Consider the following 16,358-nt stretch of genomic DNA (forward strand, 5'->3'; position numbering starts at 1 on the left):
GGAGAAAAAGATATGAAAAAAACATTTATTGTTTTATCTATTATCGCACTTGCAACTTCTAGTATATTTGCTAGTGGTAGCAAAGAAACAGAATCTCAACAAGGTATGACTTGGAGTAACTGGAGTGGTAGCGAAGAATCGTCCAAAGAGATATTTAAATGGATGATTACTTCTTTCAACGAAACACAACCTAGTGAAAATCAAGTTGTTCAAATTAATTGGCCTTGGGGTGAAACAGAATCACAATTGGCTCTTAGAGCACAAGGCAAAGAACAATATGATATTGCTCAAATTGATATTAGAATGCTTCCAGCATTAGCTCAAGCTGGTGTCTTAGCTGATTTATCTGAAATTTTTGGAGACGATTTCTTCACTGATAACTTTGCTCCCGGTTCTATTTCAGTTGGAAATTTCGAAGGTGTTCAATATGGTGTTCCTTGGACTGTCGCTCCTATGGGTATGATAGCAAATACACAAATTCTAAAAGATAGTGGTGTTGATTTTGATGTTGTAACTATTAGTGATTTCGAAAAAGCTTTAGATATGGTTAAAAATAATCATCCTGCAAATACTGACAATGATCCTGGCAATGATATATTACCATTTGCTGCTATGACTAAAGATAGTGGAACTTGTGCTCCTGACTTCATGGTATGGCTTTGGACTTTTGGTGCTAGCGTTTTCGATGATAATGGAAATTGTGTTTTAGATAGTGATGAAGCTATTGAAACTATTAAATGGTTTAAATCATTATCTGACAAGGGATACATCCAAGGTGCTATGGGTAGAGGTGATGCAAGAACTTTATTTAAAGAAGGTAGAGTTGCTTTCTACAACGATGCTCTTTTAGCTAAAGGTGCTATAACAAACGAAGCTTTTGGTCCTATCGAATCTTATGCTAAACCTCAAGTTAACCCTGTATTAAAAGAAGGTGATACTCCAAAAGCTAGTGGTTGGGGTCACTTATTAGTAATTATCGACAGATCTCCTAAAAAAGCTGAAGCTAGATCTTTCATTGAGCATTTAATTAGTGAAGATGTTGCTCTTAAGTACTTTGAAGAAAATGGTATGCTTCCTTCTAAAAATAGCGTCTTAAATAGTAGTGAAGTTGCAAATGATTACTGGGCTAATTCTTGGAAACCTATCCTAGATGGTGGAAGACTTGCTGAAACTGCTGGTCCTAATTACTCAGCATATAACTCAATTATTACTGAGAATTTACAAGCAGTATTATCGGGTTCAAAAACAGCTGAAACTGCTGCTTCTGATATGGTATCTAGAATTGAGAATCTATAATATTAAATAAATATATTAACATTTCCACTTCTATTATAAAATAGGAGTGGATACTTTTGAAAATATGGAGAATTTATGAAAACAAATTCAAAAAATAGTACATTAATGGCATGGCTCTTAGTGCTTCCTGCTTTATTGGTTTTCGCCCTTATGATTTTTTATCCTTTCGTAAATTCAATTTTTACTAGTTTTACTAATAAAAACTTGATTTTTCCAAAAAACGATTTTGTAGGGTTTGAAAATTACATTAAATTATTTAAAGATCCAAATACTTTACCATTAATTTGGACTACTTTTAAATTTGTTTTGTTCTCTACTCTTTGCCCTTTTACGTTGGGATTAATATGGGCAATTTTGATGAACGAGAAATTCAAAGCTTCAGAATTTATGAGAGGGTTAACCCTTGTAAACTGGATTATACCTGGTATTGCTATTGGATTTTTATGGAATTGGATATTCAATGGTGATTATGGTATTTTAAATGCTCTATTAAACAAAATAGGAATTATTGACAGCAATGTTATTTGGCTCGCCGGAAAAAGTACCTCTTTAGTTGCTGTTGTAACAGCAAGAACTTGGCAGATGTTCCCTTGGTATATGGCATTTATTATGGGTGGTCTTCAAGGTGTTCCAAATGAGCTATGTGAAGCTTCTAGAATTGATGGAGCTAATAATATTCAAGTCTTCAATCATATTATTATCCCAACAATTAAACCTGTATTACTACTTATCCTTATTTTAGGAACTATTTCAAACTTACAACATTTTGATTTAATAAACGTAATGACCGACGGAGGACCAGAGAGAGCAACTTCAACATTTGCTATTGAAGTTTATAAAAAAGCATTTAAGGAATATAACCTAGGAAGAGCAGCTGCTCTTGGAGTTATTTGGGCGATTTTACTAGGTTGTTTTAGTTGGGTTTATTTAAGAAATATAAAGGAGGAAAATTAATATGTTTCAAAAAACTTTAGGCTTCAAAATATTTTTCATTACTTTCATGATATTAATTGGATTTTTTGCATTTTTTCCTCAACTTTGGATGATATCTACCTCTCTAAAACCAGAAAGTGAAATGTACAAAATTACATTCTTTCAAAACTTTGATTTCTCCAATCTTAATAGGATTTTACATAATTTAGATTTTTTAGGTTATTTAAGAAATGGTATGATAGTTGCTATTTTATCAAGTATCTTATCAACAACAATCTCGGCTTTTGCTGGTTATAGTTTTTCAAAGTTTAGATATAAAGGAAGAAAACAAGTTATGGCTATTATTTTAATCAGCCAAGCTTTTCCTCAAGGATTACTTCTTGTCTCTCTTTATCCTATGCTTCAAAATATGGGACTAATTGATAAATTTCCATCTATCATCTTAGCCTATGTGGCTTTAACTCTTCCTATTGGAACTTGGACGCTTAAAGCTTATTTTGATCAAATTCCAAACTCTATAATGGAAGCGGCTTGTATCGATGGTGCTAGTGATTTTACAACTATGATAAAAATTGTAATGCCTCTTGCCTTCCCTGGCATGACTACTATTGCAATATATAGTTTTGTATGGGCCTGGAATGATTTGTTATATGCCTTAACTCTTATTTCAACTACTGCAAAGAGAACTCTTGCAAGTGGAATGATATTTACTTTTACAGGTGAAGGGGGAAATGACTGGATTGGTATGATGGCAGCAAGTGTTATAGCTTCTATTCCTGTTGCAATAATGTTTATATTCTTACAAAGATTCTTTGTAGCAGGTCTTACTGCTGGAGCTGTTAAAGGATAAAACAGTTATTAAATAAATTTTTTAGTTAAATATTTAACTCAATCTTTTATAGCTAAAGGAGCTGTTGCAAAAGCCATTTTTGATTGGCTAAGTAACAGCCCTTTTTCATAATCATTTTGATTAGTCTTACCCAATTTATATTAAAACATTCTAACTTAAAAAAACTATAAAGTAATTTTATCTTAACTATTACTTAAAAGTACTAATTACTTGAAACAGATTGTAAATACTAAATAAAAGTCTTAAGTAAGGCTAAAATATTTTTAATATAAAAATCTCTATTATAAATTTATAACATTAAATCTCAAATGCATTTCAATTTTTTTTACTTCATTCGGATCAAGATATTCTACATCGTTATTTTTAAAAGAATAATCTCTTCCAGAAGCAAAAGTATTCCCAGGTTCTATGCCTAGAATATAATTTTTTTCGCCAAGCATCTTCCATTCAACTAAATGATTTAAAGAATCCAAAGGAAATGATATCTCAGCTTTAAGTTTTAAATCATCAAATTGATTTTCAATTACTATATTAGAATTATTATTTTTCTTTTCTAGAGTATGATAATAGACTAATTCTGAGATATTATTTTGAGGTTTAGAAAATTCTTGCCAGCTATCTCTTTTATCAAAGTATGAATTATCTTTAACCTTTGGATGGCCAATTCTATCATCGATTGTAATTTTTGTATTCTCAGAAACAAAAGGATATCCAAAATTCAGATGATATAGAACAAATAATGGTTCTCTTCTATCACCACAGTTTTTTATTTCATCATAAAAATGAATTTCATTTGTTCCCATTTTTATAATGTAAGTTCTTTTAATCTGAAAATTATGTCCCATAACACATGCATCAGTCATATAACCAGATACTTTTATTTGATAACTATCATAAACCCATTCTTTAGTTATTGAAACATCATTTGCTGGAATGTGTGACAATCTACCATGAAGACCCACATTAAGTCCATCAACAACTGTTGGCCCACCTACGTTTGTTAAACCACAAGAAGTAATCATACCCCCACCAAATGTTTCTAACCAGGCTTCACCTTGTGGATTGTAAAAAGCAGGAGCAACTTCCTCCATTGGAGAAATCCAACAAATAGGCACACCTCTATAGGAAGCCCTTCCAACCCCCATTCCTCGTCCAGCTAATATTTGATAATCAAGACCACCACCAGAATGTATATCAACAACATCAAGCCCTTTTGAAACTCCTTCAGAAAAAGTAAGTTTTTTTGCACTACAGACTTGTGCTAAAGTACCAGTTCTTTTTTCTATATTTTCTTTTGATATATTTAAAAAATCATACATTTCAACTCCTTAAAAATCAGCCATGAGAATCTCATGACTGATATCGTTAACATTAAAAAATTATTTTTTTAATAGCTTTACAGGAACATAAGTTGTTTCTTCTAAAGTCTTGCCATCTAAGAAATCCACAGCGGCTTGAACACCAAGTTCACCCATCTTAAAAGGTTGTTGAGCAATAGTACCTGAAAGTCTTCCTTCATTAATAGCTGCAACAGCATCATCAGTACCATCAAAACCAACAACTTTTACTTTTCCAGTAAGTCCAGCTGCTGCAACTGCTTCAATAGCACCAAGAGCCATTTCATCATTTTCACAGAAAACTGCTTTTAGATTTGGATTAGCTTGTAAAATATTTTGCATTACATCCATGCCCTTAGATCTTTGAGAATCCGCAGGTTGTGTTGCTACAATATTCATATTCTTCTCTTTCATCACTTCTTCAAAACCTTGTCCACGTAAAGCAGGAATTACATATCCGAGTTGACATTGGATATGAGCTACTTCATCGCCAGCTTTCAAATCTTCAGCAATAAATTCACCAGCCATTCTACCACCTTCAACATTGTCTGAAACAATAAATGTTTCAATATCACCATCGTTAACGCCAATATCAAGAACAAATACAGGTATTCCAGCTTTATTTGCTGCTATAACGCCATTAGAACCAGAATCAGCATCCCAAGGTGAAAGAAGAATTGCATCAACACCTGATAAAATCATATCTTCAATATTTGCTAATTCTTTTGATGGATCACAGTTGGCATCCATAACATTTACTGATATACCTAATTCATCACATTTTGATTTAACACCTTCAGCTGCGGTTACCCAATATTGGTTTCCTAAATCTTGTACAGCATAACCAAAAACTAATGCACCATCATCTGTAGCAGGTTTTTCACTTTCCCCTTTTGCTGAAACTGAACCAAATACCATTGTCAAAATCCCAATAAACAATAAAAACTTTTTCATAACTTCCTCCTAGTTTATTTAATGTTTAATATAATTATTTAATTTTTTATATTTTGATCTGCAAGTACTGCTAGTATAATTACTAAGCCAAGAACAACATTTTGATAATAAGAGCTTATGTTTAATAAATTTAGTCCATTTCCAATTATTCCCATCAATAGAGCACCAACTAAGGTACCCATTATTGAACCCTTACCTCCAGATAAACTTGTACCACCAATTACAACTGCAGCTATTGCATTTAACTCGTAGCCTTGTCCTGAATTTGGATGACCACTATTTATTCTACCAACATACATTAATGACGCTATTCCAGTTAAAAAACCTGCTAACATATAAATTCTTACTAAGTATTTCTTTGTGTTTATTCCAGTCAACCTTGTAGCTTCTTCATTACTACCAATAGAACAAGTGATTCTTCCGAAAGCTGTTTTTTTTAATATAAAATTCATTAAAACAAATAATACAATAACAACTATAATCATGACTGGTAATCCAAAAATATCTCCAGTTCCTAAAAATCTAAATGCAGCTGAAAAACCACTAATAGGTTTTCCTTTGGTATATACAAAGGACAATCCTCTTGCTATAGACATCATTCCTAGAGTTGTAACAAATGCTGGAACTTTTCCATATGCTATTAAAACTCCACAAATCAAACCACAAATTATTGCAACTGCGATACAAACAAATATTCCTAAAAATGTATTACCTGTATTTTTAACAATACTAGCAGATAAAACTCCAGAAAGTGCTAGAACCGCACCTACAGAAAGGTCAATACCTCCTGTAAGTATTACAAAAGTTGCACCCTCTGCTAAAATTGCTATTACTGCTACCTGAACAATAATATTTCTTATATTACTTGAGCGAAGAAAAAATGGTGAACTTATTGACAGAATAAGAAAAACAACTAGTAGAGCAATTACAGACCCATATTCCTTTATTGAAAATTTATTTTTAGCTTTTAACATTTGATAATATCTCCTATTTAATTTGAAGTAGCAGCTAGCATTATTTTCTCTGCATTGAATTCATCTCTTTTAAATTCAGCAGTTTTTTTCCCTTTTGAAAGAACCATGATTCGATCACTTAAATTTATTAATTCAGGTAATTCAGAAGAAATAACGATAATAGCAATTCCTAGCTCTGCCATATTTTCAATTTCTTTATATATTTCACTTTTAGCCCCGACATCTATCCCTCTTGTTGGTTCATCAAAAATCATAATTTTAGGATTTGTAATAAACCATTTTCCTAGAACGACTTTTTGTTGATTACCACCACTCAGGTTTTTTACAATTTGACCTATAGAAGGAGTTTTAACATTCATATTTTTTATTACTTCTGTAGCAAGTTTTTCTTCTTTCTTTTTATTTAAAATACCTTTAGAAGTAATTTTTTTAAGATTACATAATCCAATATTTTCCATAATTGACATTTGTGAAACCAAGCCTTCATTTCTTCTATCTTCAGGAACAAAAGCTATTCCATGGTTTACGGCATCTTCACAAGTTTTAATATCAACTTCTTTCCCTTCGATAGTTACTGCACCAGTCCAGTCTGAAACCGCTCCAAAAATACATTTTGCCATCCAAGTTCTTCCTGCTCCGACTAGACCACCAATACCAAAAATCTCTCCTTTTTTAACAGAAAATGACACATCACGAACCCACTCACCTGAAGTTAAATGTTCAATCTTTAAAATTTCTTCTGTATTTGTAGACATTTTTCTTGGTTCTGATATTTCTATATCTCTACCAATCATTGCTTTTACTAATCTATTATTATCAATGTCATCAATATTCCAATCACCGACGTATTTTCCATCACACAAAACGGTAACATGTTCACAAATAGAGAATATCTCATCCATATGGTGTGAAATAAAAATTGTCGAAACTCCATTTTCTTGTAGCCTTTTAACATTATCAAAAAGCTTTTGTGCTTCTGCTGGGCTCAAAGAAGATGTTGGCTCGTCTAAGATTAAAATTTTAATATTCTTGGCTAAAACTCTTGCAATAGCAACCATCTGTTGATCTGCTACAGATAATGAATCAACTTTTGCCAAAGGAGAAATTGTTGAATGTAATAAATTAAGAACTTCTTGAGTTTTTCTTTCAATTTCCTTATGGTTTATAATTATACCTTTTTTATAAACAAATTCATTCATAAAGATATTTTCAGCTACTGATAAAACTGGAATTAAGTTTAAATTTTGATAAACTGTCCCAATTCCTAAGTTTATAGCATCTTGTGGAGAATTAATTTCGACCAATTTACCATTCAACAAAATTTCTCCACTATCCTTAGAATATACCCCGGATAAAATCTTCATAAGTGTTGATTTACCCGCACCATTTTCTCCTACAATAGAATGAATTTCTTTTGGCATTATTTTAAGTGTTACATCATCTAAAGCTTGAACACCAGGAAAGGCCTTCATTATATGCTTCATTTCTAAAATCGGATTCATTACTCTTCCTTTTTTTCTAAATATTTAATTGAATTTCTAAATATCAAATCATTTGTTAATTCAACGGTTTCCATATTGGTAATTTTTTCTCCTAAGAGTTCTAAAATCTTATAAGCAGCCATTTTACCCATACGTCTTTTAGGATGATTTACTGTTGTTAATGCAGGAACTATCATATTACCCATTCTGATATTATCAAATCCAAGGATTGAATAATCATCTGGAATATTTACGCCATTTTCTTGAGCTTTTTGAATAAAACCAAGTGCCATAACATCATTTGTAGCAAACAAGGCTGTTGGAGGATTATCTAATTTTGAAAAATAATTATATGCGACCCTTCCTTCTGTAAATGAGAAATCACCTTTAAATATTAATTCTTCATCGTAATCTATACCTTGTTCTTCTAAAGCTTTAATATAACCCAATTTACGTCTATAATTTACTTGAACTTCTTCAGGGCCTTCAATTAATCCAATTCTTCTATGTCCCATCGAAAGCATATATTGAACTCCTTTTCTTGCCCCTTCTAAGTTATCAATATAGATCTGGCCGACTGAGTCACTTTCAAATTGTCTATCGATAACAACTATTGGTATATTCTTGCCAGTTTGATCAAGATAATTTGAATTCGAACGTGGAACATAAAGTATAATTCCATCTACAATTTTAGATAATCCCATTTCTATTAATCTTTTTTCCTCATTTTCAAAACCATATGAATTTGCAAAAATAACATTATATCCATATTGTTTTAGAATTTGAGAAGAACTTTCTATCATTTCACTAAAGAAGAAGTTACTAATATCAGGAATAATAATTAATATTGTATTAGTCTTCTGTAAGACAAGTCTGCGAGCATTTGCATTGGGCTGATAATTTAATTCATTTATAACAGCTTCGACTTTCAATCTGGTTTTTATATTTACCATTTCAGGATTTTTTACAACCCTCGACACTGTCATTGTAGATACTTTTGCTTTTTCTGCTATGTCTTTTAAAGTTACCATTTTATCTTTACTTATCCTCAATCTCGTGTTAATATTGTTAACGTTAACAATATAGTAACATTGTTAATTTAATCTGTCAAATAAAATTTTAGGAGGTTTTATATGAGGACAAAAGAAGAAGTACTTTTAGATGATTTTGAAAAATTTGATGGCATACTTCAAATGAAACCATGTTGGGTAACAAGAGATTTTTTACCACCAGGAAAAAGACTCAGTTTATCTGACGAGGAATATGATGCTGGAGAAAAAGGAGCAATTTGCGAAAGATGGTTAGTATCTGAAACACAAACAGATAATACAATCTTTACCCCACATGAAGGGCAATCTTATGTAAAACTTTCTGAACAAACAAAAGATTTACTTCTTATTGAAGCATTAGATATTTTAGGTGAAAAGGCCTTTGGCAAAGATTATTATATTAACCATAAATGCTTAGGTAGACTCCTTAAGATATATGATTTTAAAACTAGACTTTTTTATCACATTCATCAGATGCAAAAAGATGCTGATCTAGTTGGTTTGAGATCTAAGGAAGAAGCTTACTACTATTTGGATGCAGATTTAGGAGCTCATCCTGAGACATTTTTTGGAGTTGTCCCCTCTGTAGTTGAAAAGAATTTGCAAGAAGAGATTTTTATTCCTTATTTAAAAAAATGGGAAGGTGATTCGATTTTAAAATATTCATTTGCATATCAAAATATTCCTGGTGAAGGATTCCATTTGCCATCTGGCATCTTACATGCTCCTGGCACAGCTCTAACATTAGAGCTACAAGAATCATCCGATGTTATGGCTGTTTTCCAGGCAAACATTGAGGGATATCCTCAAAGCAAAAGGTTACTGAGCAAAGATATATCTAAAGATAAAATAGATAAATTAGGACCAGAAAAAGCAGCATTGCAACAAATTGACTGGGAAGCTTGTTCAGACTCACATTTCTTTGAACACCATCACCTCTCCCCTCAACCAATTAGTGAGAAAACTCCAAAAGGTGTTAAAGAAGAATGGATTTGGTATAATACACATAAATTCAATGGAACTAGAATTACCATTAAACCAGGTTGTGAATATACCACTAAAGCTCTTGGCCTATATGGCCTTTTCATTTGGAAAGGACAAGGATTAGTTGAAAAAAGACCTGTAATAGGTCAAAAAGTTTCTTTAACTGATTCTAACGACGAATTTTTAGTTTGCCATGATAAAGCAATAAAGGGAGTAAAAATAAAAAATACTGGAAAAGAAGATTTGGTAGCCTTTAAATTTTTTGGACCGGATATAAACAATGATATAGTACCCTATATTGAAAATTAGATCCTACTAACAATTAAGTCCTGAGTCATTGTATTTATCTAATCGATACTATTTACAATGGCTCTTTTTTATTTTGTAGTTTTAGAATTATATAATGGTAATATTTAAATTATATTTGATACTTTACATCAAAACAAAATTAATTTATCACTTTATTATATCTATCATTTTTAAATCCATGATTATAAAAATTCGAAAATGATTTTATGATCTATTTAAATTAAATATTCACTCTAAAAATATAATTCTAACCTAATACATTGTAAGCTTGGATATCCTTGATTCCTTTCTATTTTTGTTAACGTAAAACATTTTACTATTATATTATACTTAACATATAAACTGAACTGGTTCGCATTTTTTAGACAAACTTTATTTTACTTAATCTAGTATACCACATTATCCAAAAGTTAAAGTTGTAATTATGCAACTTTGACTTTGCCTTTTCCAGGAATAATATAATGGCCATTCCTCAAATACTTGTTATATTGATTAGGAACCATTTTACAAATATCCCATTGGTATCTTTCATTATTGTAATAATTCATATACTCATTAATACAATATTTTAATTCTTCAAATCTATTACATTCTTTAATATCTATCTCATCTTTCATATGACCAAAAAAGCTTTCTTGCGTTGAATTATCCCAGCAGTTCACACGTCTACTCATCGAGCGAGTGATATTATACTTCTTTAATTTCCTTCTATATTCTCTTGCAGAGTAATGTACACCCTGGTCACTTGTGATAATTACATTCTTACTTAATTGGCTTCCATATCTTTCTATTAATTGGTCAACAGTTTCTAATACAAACTCTTCTCTTAAATTATCTGACAATACAAATGATAAAACCTGTTTTGTACAAGCATCTCTTATTACTGATAAATAGGCTTTTTTAGTTCTATTAACTCCATAATACATGTAAGTAATATCTGTTGTTAATAACTCTCTTTGTCCATAATCTCTCCATTTCCTTTGAACTCTATTTTTTGCATAAGTACTTGTTTGGGTTGCTTTAAGCATTTTCCTATATGGGTTAGCTTTCCTGATTGGACAAAATAATCCATATTTCTCATCAATCTTCTTATCTTCTCTAAGCTCATCTTATTTGGTGTATTTCTTAGTATCATATAGATTTGTCTTGAACCTTTCTTAAACTTTCTATGCTTATAGACATTTAATATTATATCAACTGCAGCTCTATCTTCTGACTCTCTTTCATCACGATTATCCTTAGAGTTAAGCCAATAGTAATAACTAGCTCTTGATATTGCTGCTATTAAACATAATTCTTCAACTGTTAATAGATTTTCTGAATCTAGCAATTGTGCTTGTATTATTTTCTTTTTTTCTTCCTTCTCTGCTGTCGCGATAGTGAATATTTTTCCTCTATCATGATATTTTTTTTTAGGAATTCCAACTTTTGATTTAATTTTTTTATCTCTAATTCTTAAGCTTTAAGCTTCTCTTCAACAGATATTGCCTCTTTAGTTCTAGGTCTAGAATTATTGACTCTTTGATCTTCAAATCCATTTGCTCTTGTAGCCTGTCTTTTAATATTATTAGTTAATCCATAAATTCTCTCACGATTAATGATATCTAAATCAAAACCTAAATCGAGAAATATAGTTTCTAGTGATTGGCAACCTTGATATCTTCTCCAAAATTCCTTTTTAAATTCTAAAGTATATTTAATTGATTTTTCACTAACTTTTTAGGCATACTCATTTGCTTTTATTTTAGCAATTTCTTCTTCATTAAAGTACCTTTTCTAAATCTCCATCAAGACTAGTATATCATAACTAATATTTTCTAAAAATATGTTTCAATGTGGTATTTTATGAAGATTAAGTTTTATTAAAATGTCCAAACTTTCCGTGCCGGTTCAAAATAACAAAAAATATTTTAATTCTAATACAATTTATTTCAGATTTATCTTTTTGACTATGTCATTGATAGTGTATAATAATGTTCGCAATTTGGCACACTTAAAATATAGTAATTTATTAAATAATTTAAGAAATTATTAACTTACTTGTTCATTGTATATTTAGGATAGTAATTGGCCTGACGAGTTCGCAATAGGATTAACCACATCCACAATTCAAACGATAAGTTACTATATGCCAAATTGTATATGACTTTATCACCCAAGCCTTCAGCTTCTTTCATTCTATCTAAGACACTTTCAAATTTATTTATATCTTTTTTTGTTTTTCCTTCAACATCAACAACATGAGTTATCAGGATTCCATTTTTATTTTTTAGATTCTTTACACGACTTGTTGGACTCTGATATTTCGTAGCATTGAATTTAGCATTAAAAATCCTATTCTCAACTTTATTTATTTGCTCTTCTAACCAATTAAAATACAAAACTTCAGTTTCTCCTTCTACTGAAAAATAATATGTTTTATTAGTCTTCATCTTTCTCTACCCTTTTATTAGATTTTAAAATACGAGTTACAATTTCAGTAAAATCAATATCTTTAATAGCCCCATATTTATCTATAAAATAATTTGTTAAATAGTCTTCGCCTTTTCTAACTCCTGGACCATTTTTGGTAGTTGCAGTTGGAAAATCTGATAATGAATAATGATAACTTAAGTGAGTTTGATCATCTCTTTCAACAAACTTAATTTCATCTCTTCTAAATAATGAACTGTTTAAAAAAATAGGATTATGTGTATTAAATATTAGTTGAGCATGATTTATATTTATTTCATCATTGTGGAAAATATTAATTATATTCATTAAAGCATTTGGATGGATTGATGCATCAAATTCATCAACAATCAAAACACCACCATTAACTAAAATTCTAAGTATAATTGGAAAAATGTTTACAAATCTAATGGTTCCATAAGATTCAAAGATCTTTGCAGGAATAGCAATTTTAGATTTATCGAAGACGGAAACAAGTCTAGATTTACTACTTTCTTCATCTTTAACATAGCCTAATGCATTGGAATTAATTCCAAAAGTTTTAGCAGCATCATCAATGGTCTTTTCAATGTAGATAGAGTTTTCTTTATTATCCTCAATACTTTTAGTACAATTTAATAGATCACATCTACAATAAGTATTTAACTTTTTTTCAAACCAATTTGTTATAATCGATACAATTTTCGAACTGTAAATATTTTTAAAACCATTTAGCAAAAATAATTCATTATCGTGAATATTACTTAAAGCAATAGCTCTTAGATTATCAAATTGAAGCATTACATCATCTCTTAATATTTCTTTAAGCTCTTTGGTCTTAAAAACTTCAAGTGAAGTATTAGTTCTAAAAAATACTTTTTTACTGTTTATACTTAATTCTTCTTCAACTATTTTCCTTTTGTAATCAGCTTGTAAAAACTTCCCTAAATCTAATTTGATAGAATATTCAAATAGAAACTCCTCTTCAATAAATTTAATATAAAAATATACTGGTTTTGCTTCAACTAATAAATTGTTTGGTATCAATTCAATCGAATATGCTGCGAAATTAGGTGATTGAGTTTCTTCAATATTATTTATATGCCCTCTTAACACAATTTGTTTAAAAGTATCTATTGCACTAATAATATTTGTTTTACCAGAAGCATTTGGTCCATAAATAACAGAAGAACAAATAGCTTTATAGTTTTTCTTCGCTATTTTTTTAGTTATAATACTATAATCTAAACCTTTCTGTTTAGCGGACGGAATTAGAGAGAAAATTATTTCATCCTTAAATGATTTAAAATTACTTGTTTTAAATTCTAATAACACATTATCCTCCTAATGATTATTTATGCGGATATATTGCTATTATAAACCTAAAAATTTTACAATTCAAGAAAAATTTTATAATATTGCGAATTATTCGCAAAATAATAATTTTTTAATATTATGGACTAACATTATTTAGGATAATTTAACCATCTATTTTATAATAAATAAGGAATTTCTTTTATTAAAAAGATTATCTATATATGTTTCTTTGACTATTAAAAAACATTGTCTATTTAACAATAATAAAGTTAATAAAACTTTAATCTAATTTAAATTAGACTAATTCATTTTATTTAAAGCTTTCATTTTTACCTTTCATCTTTCCTCTTATTATTTATAGAATTTAAATAATGATAGCGCTACCTCAAACATAGAAGCTTAATTGATTACAAACATACAATTTACTTATCAAGTTGATAAATATAGTTATATTGTTGATTTTTAAATATATTAACAGATATTAAATTTAGCTATACTTTTAAATTATAAAACATATCATAAATTCTTTGAATCAAGTACTAATGAAGCATAGTAGATTATCACTTGCTAGTTTTAAATCATCCAAATATCAATTGAGATATTATTAACATACTGAGGAGAAACAAAATTGCCTTCAATTTTTATAATTTGTTTTTAATTATTTATATCTTTTACTCTGTTAAAATTATCGACATTAATTTACAATTTTAAAAAATAAAATAAATATCGAGGAATCTTATGCTAGCTTTTATAACTAATATTTTCTTAAATATAGCAGTCTCTATTATTTTTATCACTATTTTTTTTATAAGTCGTAGAGTCTATGTGCAAAGTTTAAATTTCAAAATTTATGGAAGTTTTATTATCATTCAAGGAATATTAATTAGCTTTACAAAATCTGAATTTGGTATTGGCGCCATTCTACTTGCAGCTGGAATAACCTTTTTAGCTATAGGTTTACATAAAAAGTAATTTTCTAAACACAAAAAAGGTTTAAATTATAAATAATATTAATCTATTCTTTAAATATTCTACTCACTAGAAACTTATTTTATCTGTATCCATATTAACAAAAAGAGCCTCAAAAGCAGTTTTAAAACTATTAAATCTACTTTAAAGGCTCTATTTCAAACTTATATTATACATTAATTTGAAATAAAAAACTTTATCACTCAAAAATATTTAATTGTTCAATTTAAAATTACATCTAATATGAGATTATCTAAATCAGAACAGCTATTAACAATGGTTGCCGTTTTACTAATTGTTTCTTCAACACTAGCTTTTATAATCCCTTCTCCACTATGAAATATTTTATTATTTAAAACCATTGAACTTGCGATTGTAGCATTTTCAACACATATTGCTACTTTAAAGGCACAGGAAATTTTTGCCCCATCACAATACATTCCGGCCACTGATGCTAAAGTATTGCTTATACACTCTTTCACTTGATATGCATTGCCGCCTTTTAGCCATGTTAATGCAGCTCCTACTGCTGCAGCAGCATTTACAGCACCACAAAATGCCGATAATTTACTAAACTCTTGCTTTTGCCAAATTGCTAATAAATTAGAAAGCATTATCGCTCGATATAAGATATCTTTGGGAAGTTTATTTCTCCTTGCATAGCTTATTAGCGGAAGAGATACAACAAGCCCCTGATTACCTGATCCACTATTTATTACAACAGGTAAATTACACCCTGACATTCTTGCTTCACTTGCTGATGCTACTAATGCTATATCAATTTTTTCATCTTTAAAATACTGCCCAATATTTATTTCTTTATTATTTAAAAGGCCCCATTTACCAATTTGATAATTTAACTCAACTTGATCTTTTATACATTTAGGTATTAGTTGAATATCTACTTTATTAATAAATTCAAATATTTCTTCAAAGTTTAAATCATATTGATTATTTGCTGATATATTTGTTTTATACTCTTTTTCAAAAATCACCTCATCATTTTTTACTATTTTAGTAATGTTAGTATGACCGTCAATTAATTCAACTAACACTTTTTCTCTAAATCCTAAAATTTCAATTCTTAGAAAAAGTGTATTTTTAATCTGAGATTTTATTATTTCAATATCAGTATTTTCAACAAAATTATCTATCTTTTCTATATCTTCTTCTTTTAATGCTTCAAGTATTTTTAATTTCTTACTTGATTGTTTTATAAGCATACCGGCTGCAATAGCATACTTTATCCCTTTCCTATTATTTGTATTTGGTATTGATACACCATGAACATTTTTAATTATATTAGTGCTACATTCAATTTTTATTTTCTCAATATCACTATTAAAATTTTCAATAGCTACTGCTGAAATAAAAGCAATTGATGCTGGTTCAGTACAACCAAGGGCTATAATTAACTCTCTATTTAAAATATTTATAATTTTTTTATTAATTTCATCACTCAAAGTATTATCCTC

At 29.4% G+C, this 16,358-nt stretch carries 15 protein-coding genes and 1 pseudogene; 5 read left to right on the top strand and 11 right to left on the bottom strand.

Annotated features, from left to right (window positions below; all coding sequences use genetic code 11):
- The first annotated feature begins 12 nt into the window (after positions 1-12).
- The 3 genes from ACZ5SO_RS06995 (at position 13) to ACZ5SO_RS07005 (ending at position 3,079) form a co-directional block, all read left to right on the top strand.
- Complete coding sequence (locus ACZ5SO_RS06995) at positions 13-1,296, top strand: ABC transporter substrate-binding protein (RefSeq protein WP_464627655.1); 1,284 nt, start codon at positions 13-15, stop codon at positions 1,294-1,296.
- A 75-nt stretch (positions 1,297-1,371) separates the two neighbouring features.
- On the top strand, positions 1,372-2,250 hold the full coding sequence (locus ACZ5SO_RS07000) for a carbohydrate ABC transporter permease (RefSeq protein ID WP_464627656.1): 879 nt from the start codon (positions 1,372-1,374) through the stop codon (positions 2,248-2,250).
- A gap of 1 nt (position 2,251) precedes the next feature.
- Complete coding sequence (locus ACZ5SO_RS07005; RefSeq protein ID WP_464627657.1) at positions 2,252-3,079, top strand: carbohydrate ABC transporter permease; 828 nt, start codon at positions 2,252-2,254, stop codon at positions 3,077-3,079.
- Positions 3,080-3,360: 281 nt separating this feature from the next.
- Here ACZ5SO_RS07005 and ACZ5SO_RS07010 read toward each other — a convergent pair whose 3' ends face one another.
- From ACZ5SO_RS07010 to ACZ5SO_RS07030, 5 genes are read right to left on the bottom strand one after another with little or no spacing between them, the layout of a single operon-like run.
- A complete protein-coding gene (locus ACZ5SO_RS07010; RefSeq protein WP_464627658.1) occupies positions 3,361-4,398 on the bottom strand; it encodes a DUF4432 family protein in 1,038 nt (345 codons plus the stop codon).
- A gap of 60 nt (positions 4,399-4,458) precedes the next feature.
- Complete coding sequence (locus tag ACZ5SO_RS07015) at positions 4,459-5,370, bottom strand: substrate-binding domain-containing protein (RefSeq protein WP_464627659.1); 912 nt, start codon at positions 5,368-5,370, stop codon at positions 4,459-4,461.
- A gap of 38 nt (positions 5,371-5,408) precedes the next feature.
- Positions 5,409-6,344 (bottom strand): ABC transporter permease, encoded by a 936-nt coding sequence (locus ACZ5SO_RS07020; protein ID WP_464627660.1) that lies wholly within the window; start codon positions 6,342-6,344, stop codon positions 5,409-5,411.
- A gap of 17 nt (positions 6,345-6,361) precedes the next feature.
- Positions 6,362-7,846 carry a sugar ABC transporter ATP-binding protein gene (locus tag ACZ5SO_RS07025; protein ID WP_464627661.1) on the bottom strand — a complete coding sequence of 495 codons (1,485 nt, stop codon included), beginning with the start codon at positions 7,844-7,846 and terminating at the stop codon, positions 6,362-6,364.
- A complete protein-coding gene (locus ACZ5SO_RS07030; RefSeq protein WP_464627662.1) occupies positions 7,846-8,856 on the bottom strand; it encodes a LacI family DNA-binding transcriptional regulator in 1,011 nt (336 codons plus the stop codon). The genes ACZ5SO_RS07025 and ACZ5SO_RS07030 overlap by 1 nt, the downstream gene beginning before the upstream one ends.
- 102 nt (positions 8,857-8,958) lie before the next feature.
- On the opposite strand from ACZ5SO_RS07030, the gene ACZ5SO_RS07035 reads away from it, so the two are divergent.
- Positions 8,959-10,167 carry a hypothetical protein gene (locus tag ACZ5SO_RS07035; protein ID WP_464627663.1) on the top strand — a complete coding sequence of 403 codons (1,209 nt, stop codon included), beginning with the start codon at positions 8,959-8,961 and terminating at the stop codon, positions 10,165-10,167.
- 422 nt (positions 10,168-10,589) lie between these two features.
- On the opposite strand, the gene ACZ5SO_RS07040 is transcribed toward ACZ5SO_RS07035, so the two are convergent.
- The 5 genes and pseudogenes from ACZ5SO_RS07040 to ACZ5SO_RS07060 all read right to left on the bottom strand — a co-directional run bounded on the left by ACZ5SO_RS07040 (position 10,590) and on the right by ACZ5SO_RS07060 (position 13,932).
- Complete coding sequence (locus ACZ5SO_RS07040) at positions 10,590-11,195, bottom strand: DDE-type integrase/transposase/recombinase (protein WP_464627664.1); 606 nt, start codon at positions 11,193-11,195, stop codon at positions 10,590-10,592.
- Positions 11,111-11,497: an IS3 family transposase gene (locus ACZ5SO_RS07045; RefSeq protein WP_464627665.1), complete on the bottom strand. Its 387-nt coding sequence runs from the start codon at positions 11,495-11,497 to the stop codon at positions 11,111-11,113. Before ACZ5SO_RS07045 ends, ACZ5SO_RS07040 begins: the two co-directional genes overlap by 85 nt.
- A gap of 125 nt (positions 11,498-11,622) precedes the next feature.
- A pseudogene (locus ACZ5SO_RS07050) lies at positions 11,623-11,871 on the bottom strand (HTH domain-containing protein); the annotation flags it as partial.
- A gap of 332 nt (positions 11,872-12,203) precedes the next feature.
- Positions 12,204-12,599 (bottom strand): RloB domain-containing protein, encoded by a 396-nt coding sequence (locus ACZ5SO_RS07055; RefSeq protein WP_464627666.1) that lies wholly within the window; start codon positions 12,597-12,599, stop codon positions 12,204-12,206.
- Positions 12,589-13,932, bottom strand: coding sequence for an AAA family ATPase (locus tag ACZ5SO_RS07060; RefSeq protein WP_464627667.1), 1,344 nt, complete (start codon positions 13,930-13,932; stop codon positions 12,589-12,591). The genes ACZ5SO_RS07055 and ACZ5SO_RS07060 overlap by 11 nt, the downstream gene beginning before the upstream one ends.
- A gap of 720 nt (positions 13,933-14,652) precedes the next feature.
- On the opposite strand from ACZ5SO_RS07060, the gene ACZ5SO_RS07065 reads away from it, so the two are divergent.
- Complete coding sequence (locus tag ACZ5SO_RS07065; RefSeq protein WP_464627668.1) at positions 14,653-14,886, top strand: hypothetical protein; 234 nt, start codon at positions 14,653-14,655, stop codon at positions 14,884-14,886.
- A gap of 218 nt (positions 14,887-15,104) precedes the next feature.
- Here ACZ5SO_RS07065 and ACZ5SO_RS07070 read toward each other — a convergent pair whose 3' ends face one another.
- Entirely contained in the window at positions 15,105-16,346 is a 1,242-nt protein-coding gene (locus ACZ5SO_RS07070; protein WP_464627669.1) for an L-cysteine desulfidase family protein, read from the bottom strand.
- Positions 16,347-16,358: the final 12 nt, after the last annotated feature.

The sequence above is a fragment of the Pleomorphochaeta naphthae genome (genome assembly GCF_055396005.1).